Origin of the sequence: Sellimonas caecigallum, assembly GCF_019754295.1 — a bacterium.
Lineage (GTDB): Bacteria > Bacillota > Clostridia > Lachnospirales > Lachnospiraceae > Sellimonas > Sellimonas caecigallum.
In genome coordinates this window covers 1-5,752 of the sequence record NZ_VIRV01000036.1, presented here as the reverse complement: position 1 = coordinate 5,752, position 5,752 = coordinate 1, and the positions used below count along the sequence as shown (strand labels likewise).

5 protein-coding genes are annotated in these 5,752 nt (G+C 45.0%); all 5 read right to left on the bottom strand.

Features of this window, described 5'->3' with window-relative positions; translation table 11 throughout:
- Positions 1–269: 269 nt before the first annotated feature.
- The 5 genes from radA to FLB61_RS12755 all read right to left on the bottom strand — a co-directional run bounded on the left by radA (position 270) and on the right by FLB61_RS12755 (position 5,739).
- Positions 270–1,628 carry a DNA repair protein RadA gene (radA, locus tag FLB61_RS12775; protein WP_221920409.1) on the bottom strand — a complete coding sequence of 453 codons (1,359 nt, stop codon included), beginning with the start codon at positions 1,626–1,628 and terminating at the stop codon, positions 270–272.
- A 232-nt stretch (positions 1,629–1,860) separates the two neighbouring features.
- Complete coding sequence (locus FLB61_RS12770) at positions 1,861–2,274, bottom strand: endosialidase (protein WP_221920408.1); 414 nt, start codon at positions 2,272–2,274, stop codon at positions 1,861–1,863.
- A 251-nt stretch (positions 2,275–2,525) separates the two neighbouring features.
- Positions 2,526–2,921 carry a HEPN domain-containing protein gene (locus FLB61_RS12765; protein WP_221920407.1) on the bottom strand — a complete coding sequence of 132 codons (396 nt, stop codon included), beginning with the start codon at positions 2,919–2,921 and terminating at the stop codon, positions 2,526–2,528.
- Entirely contained in the window at positions 2,918–3,214 is a 297-nt protein-coding gene (locus FLB61_RS12760; protein WP_246599239.1) for a nucleotidyltransferase domain-containing protein, read from the bottom strand. Before FLB61_RS12760 ends, FLB61_RS12765 begins: the two co-directional genes overlap by 4 nt.
- 77 nt (positions 3,215–3,291) lie before the next feature.
- Complete coding sequence (locus tag FLB61_RS12755) at positions 3,292–5,739, bottom strand: ATP-dependent Clp protease ATP-binding subunit (protein WP_221920405.1); 2,448 nt, start codon at positions 5,737–5,739, stop codon at positions 3,292–3,294.
- Positions 5,740–5,752 lie beyond the last annotated feature (13 nt).

Sequence of the window (5,752 nt, the reverse complement as noted above, 5' to 3'; positions counted from 1 at the left end):
GACTTTTTTCGAAGCATCTTTCCCGTTCTCTCTGAACCAGAGGGATGGGAACATTCCCGGGAAGCCCGGTACTTAGCGGTTTGTCCCGCGGTGTTTATCAGCGGAACGTGTTATATCCTATCATCCCTCCTTATAAATGTCAACACCTTTTTTCTACTTTTTTTGATTTTTTTCGGAGAAGATGTTTTGCCGCATTGCAAGGTCTGATAACCGGAAAAGAGGTCTGAGCATTTCTGAAAAAAATCTCAGACCTGAATACACAAAACCGACTATCTGAAGTACGAAATTGCTTCTCCAACATTGCTGACTCCCACAATCTTCATTCCATCTATGTTTCCCACTGTTTCTTTTGATACTTCCGGGATCACGCACGTGTTAAACCCAAGTTTTTTTGCTTCCATCACTCGCTGTTTTGCCATGCTGACGGCCCTTACTTCGCCGCTTAAGCCAACTTCTCCAAAGACAACTGTGTGCTCGTCCACAGGCCTGTTTTGATAGCTTGATACAAGCGCCATCACGATACCAAGATCGATGGCAGGTTCATTCATCTTGATTCCTCCCGCAATATTGACATAAGCATCACAGTCTCCCAATGGCATACCGAGACGCTTTTCCAGTACTGCCATGAGAAGATTCACTCGATTATAATCTGTCCCTGCTGCCGTTCTTCTTGGCATTCCGAAATTTGTATGACAGACGAGGGCCTGGATTTCCAGAAGAATCGGACGGGTTCCTTCCATAGAACAGGCCACCACAGACCCGGAGGCGTTCTCCGGGCGTCCATTCAGCATAAATTCTGATGGATTCTTCACTTCTTTCAGACCATTTTCTCTCATCTCAAACACTCCGATTTCATTGGTCGATCCAAATCTGTTTTTGACGCCCCGCAAGATTCTGTAGGAAGCGTGCCTGTCTCCTTCAAAGTACAAAACCGTGTCCACCATATGTTCCAGTACTCTCGGGCCGGCCACCGTCCCTTCTTTTGTCACGTGTCCTACGATAAAAATGGTAATGCCGAGACCTTTTGCCAGGTGCATCAATGTATTCGTTGCTTCCCGCACCTGTGATACGCTTCCCGGCGCAGAACCAATTTCCTCACTGTACATGGTCTGAATAGAATCGATCACTACCATCCCTGGTTTCCGGTTCCTGATGACATCTTCCACGCTCTCAAGATTCGTCTCACAAAGAAGCTCCACATGTTCAGAAAATTCCCCCATCCGGTCCGCTCTCAGTTTGATCTGGCGTGCAGACTCTTCACCGGATATATACAAAACGGACTCTCCTTTTTGTCCAAGTGTCTGACACACTTGAAGAAGCAACGTCGATTTTCCGATACCCGGATCTCCTCCTACGAGAACAAGCGATCCCTTTACGATACCACCCCCAAGAACGCGGTCCAGTTCCTCCATAGCAGTCTTGATCCGATCCTCCCCCACTGTCTTCACATTCGAAAGGGAAAGTACTTCCGCCCTTTTTCGCTCTGCTTGTCCTACTGATTTTGTCGGAAGCGCTTTTTCTTCCACGAATGTATTCCATTCTTTGCAGGCCGGGCACTGACCAAGCCATTTTGCTTCTTCGTGTCCGCAGTTCTGACAGAAAAATACGGTTTTCTTCGTTTTTGCCATTGTTTTCTCCCTATCTATTCATTGTAATCAATCTGTTCTCAAGTACATTTATCTTGTTAAAATTTTTTACTATTTTATAATAATAGTACTGAAAATACAAGGTATATTGAAAGGATCTCAGAATGCATGGTATACTACTTTGGATTTCTTATCAGTTTGATGGAAAGCAAAAGATCCTGCGAACGCTTTACGGCATTAGCAGGATCTTTTTCATCTCACTTAAAACATATTTTTATGCTTTTACAATTTTGACACTTACTTCTGCACCGGCATTTAATTCTGCACTCACGCTGAGCTTTCCGCTGAGATTTGTCTTCATCTTTCCGACATTTGTGTCGTTCATATATACTGTATATTCTGTGCCAGCTTCCAGTTCCACTGTGAACTGGACGTCTTTTTCTCCTGATACGATAAATTCTAGCGTATCTTCTGTCGCTTTGAATTTTTCTACCGCTGTCCCTGGAACAGACTCATAGATTAACATCCCATTTTTCTCTAACTTTGTAATTTCAGCAAAAGTTTTTACTTTATATAAATCGCCCTGGAACTCAAAATTTTCCAGTTTTGTTTTGGAAGTCAGCGTGTAATCTCCAAAGCTCAGAGTCCCGTCGTTTTCTACTCGCAATAATTCTTTTACCGCAGCCATTTTGTAATCCTCCTAATGGTATTCTTTTGTTTTTTCATATTATATAATAACTGAATCTCTTTTGCCAGCTATTTTCTGTTTTGTAATAAAATTTATATCTTTTTTATATATTTTATCTCCTTATTGGCTTTCATTGATCTATCTTCTAATAATAAACAATGATTCAAAAAACATCTCCGCAGAAATCAAACAGGCTCTGAAGTCCCATTCCTGCGGAGATGTTTCTAATTGGATTTGTAAGATAAAAAGTGCTATCCTAAGTCCAGTGTCTTTAATTTTTCTACTGTATCATACATGATGGCAAGACATTTCCCAAACTCTTTCTCTGTGACAACCGAGAAATCGTCTCCTGGATATCTCGCGTCAAAATAAAAATCTGTAAGATATGCGAGTCCTATCGTATCAAGATCAAGATCCGGATACATCTCGTTCAGCCTGGAAGCGATCCGTTTCATATTATGCTTTCTGAGCAGATCAGACACGTCTTCGTCGACAAGAAGTTTATCCAGATAACCTTTCAGATATTTTTCTGCCACTTGCTGGCACTGTACTGCGAGCTGATTATAAAACTTGCTCCCGCTCTTTACTACCGATTCCAGATATTCCAGATCATTTTGCGCAATATCGATATAGGAATTTTTGATCATCCTCTTACCTCCAATATCAATTTCTTATCTCTGTCCAATTCCGCATGAAAAACAGAAGCTTCCACTTTTGTTTCTTCATTCATAAAGACGACATCCGTCCTGACTCCGTCTTTCTCCTCATCAAGTGTCCACCGAATATCTGCTGCCAGACCGCGATCCTGCAGTTTTTTCTCCGTGACAATGAGAATGTCGATATCGCTTGTGCTGCGTACTTCATTGCGAGCGCAGCTCCCAAACAGATACACTCTTTGCAATCCTGGAATTTGTTTTTCCAATATATATTTCAAATCCAAGTCTATCTTCCTTACAAACCTATCTGGTAGATTTGCATATACATCACGAAAAACTGTTGCCCTTTTCTCTGTTTTCATTAATGTTCTTCCTTATCCTGGACATTTACTTTCGTAAACTTTATCTGCTTTCTGGACATTCCCGCTTCCACTGTGTCTCCCCTCTTGATCTCACCGTTTAAGATCGCTTCTGTCATAGGATCTTCCAGTTCACTTTGAAGCGCACGGCGAAGCGGGCGGGCGCCGTATTTTCTGTCATTTCCTTTTTCTGCAATGGCCTTCTTCACAGAGTCACGGATTTTCAGCGTGATATCAAGCTGCTCTTTTGCCCGTTTGATGAGATCTTTGCAAAGAAGCCCTACAATCTGCTGCAGATCCTTTTCTGTCAGAGCATGGAAAACGATGATCTCATCGATTCGGTTCAAAAATTCCGGACGGAAAAGACGCTTAACCTCATCCATGACATTGGACTGCATTTTTTTGTAATCTTCTTTCTCGTCCTGAACCGCATTGAAACCGAGCCGTTTTGCATCCACAATAGCCTGTGCGCCTGCGTTGGACGTCATGATAATAACTGTATTAGAGAAATCGATCTTGCGTCCCTGAGAATCTGTGATATGTCCGTCGTCCAGAACCTGGAGCAGGATATTGAATACATCCGGGTGCGCTTTCTCTATCTCATCAAACAACACGACAGAATACGGATGTCTGCGGACTTTTTCACTGAGCTGGCCTCCATCTTCATGTCCCACATATCCCGGAGGGGATCCGATCATTTTGGAGACACTATGTTTCTCCATGTACTCGGACATATCGATCCGGATCATAGCTTCCTCGGCTCCGAAAAGAGCCTCCGCCAGAGCCTTGGAAAGTTCTGTCTTTCCCACTCCTGTAGGTCCGAGGAACAAAAATGATCCCACCGGCCGTGTCGGGTCTTTCAGGCCTACTCTTCCTCTTTTGACTGCCTTGGCCACAGCGGTTACTGCATCGTTCTGTCCAATGACTCGTTTGTGCAGCACCTGTTCCAGCTTTTTCAGTCTTTCGCTCTCTGTCTGAGCCAGCTTCTTGACTGGTATCTTTGTCCACTCTGCCACTACCTCGGCAATCTCATTGTCCGTAAGGACAGTGCTTTTATTTTTCTGCTGTCTTGCCATGCGTTTTTTGGCCTGATCAAGTTTTTTCTTTGTCTCTTCTCTCTCCCTCATCAAAAGGGAAGCTTCCGCCATCCTTCCTTCTTTCACGGCCAGTTCCAGTTCCTGCCCTGCCGACTTCCACAAACTTTCCAGCTTTTCTGCGGACTCCGGCACTTTGTATCCTTTCAGAGCAGCTTTGGAACATGCCTCATCGAGAACGTCGATGGCTTTATCCGGCAGGAAGCGGTCACTGATGTACCGGTCTGAGAGCATGACAGCTGCCTCCAGCGCTTCTTGGCTGATGACGACTTTGTGATGCTCCTCATACTTTTGCTTCAATCCTTGAAGGATCCGGATTGATTCTTCTTTGGAAGGCTCTTCTACCATGACAGGCTGAAATCTTCTTTCCAGTGCTGCATCCTTCTCGATATATTTTCTGTACTCGGTAATAGTCGTGGCTCCGATCAGCTGGATCTCCCCTCTTGCCAGCGATGGTTTCAGGATATTGGAGGCGTCCATGGCGCCTTCTGCACCTCCTGCCCCCACGACCGTGTGAAGCTCGTCCAGAAACAAAATGATGTTCCCTTCGGACTTTACCTCCGCCACGAGACGTTTCATCCTTTCTTCAAATTCTCCACGGTACTTGGATCCTGCAATAAGCGCTGCCAGATCAAGGGAGAGGATTCTCTTATCCTTCATCTTCTCCGGCACCGCCTCTTTCGCGATACGAGCAGCCACACCTTCAATGATAGCCGTCTTTCCGACTCCTGGCTCTCCGACCATACACGGGTTGTTCTTTGTCCTCCGGCTTAAGATCTGCATCAGCCTCGTCATCTCATCTTCTCGGCCGATGACCGGATCGAGATGTCCTTCTGCCGCCTGTTCTGTCAGATCGGTACAGTACTGCTCCAGAACACCCGCTTTATTGCCGTTTTCATTCTTTTCCATATATGCTTTCGGATTCTCTCCGATGGCAAACAGGATGTCCTGCAGCACTTTCTGCAGATTTACATTCAAAGTGATCAGAATTCTTGCCGCCACACACTCCACATCATGTACCACAGCAAGGAGCAGGTGCTCCGTCCCTATCTTTTTCGAGCGGAGTTTCTCCGCTTCCCCTGCGCTTTCTTCCAGTATAAAAAGAAGCCTTGGGCTTTCCTCCGGTGTCTTGCCGGATGTTTCCCCGACAGGAGATACAAGTTCCCCTACTACTTTTAATATCTCTTCTTTTCTCAGTCCATTCATTTCCAGAACCTGAGCCGCCACTCCTGAATACACCGTGCAAAGTCCAAGAAGCAGATGCTCCGTCCCGATGTAAGGATGCTTCAGCTCTTTCGCATAATTTTTCGCTGCTGTCAGCGTCTCCTTTGCCTGTTCTGTGTAATTTATTTCCATTCGTTTCCTCCTG

Coding starts and splice junctions, on each gene's coding strand:
- FLB61_RS12765 (WP_221920407.1), bottom strand. CDS start 2,921: ATGATCAAAAATTCCTATATCGATATTGCGCAAAATGATCTGGAATAT.
- FLB61_RS12755 (WP_221920405.1), bottom strand. CDS start 5,739: ATGGAAATAAATTACACAGAACAGGCAAAGGAGACGCTGACAGCAGCG.
- FLB61_RS12770 (WP_221920408.1), bottom strand. CDS start 2,274: ATGGCTGCGGTAAAAGAATTATTGCGAGTAGAAAACGACGGGACTCTG.
- radA (WP_221920409.1), bottom strand. CDS start 1,628: ATGGCAAAAACGAAGAAAACCGTATTTTTCTGTCAGAACTGCGGACAC.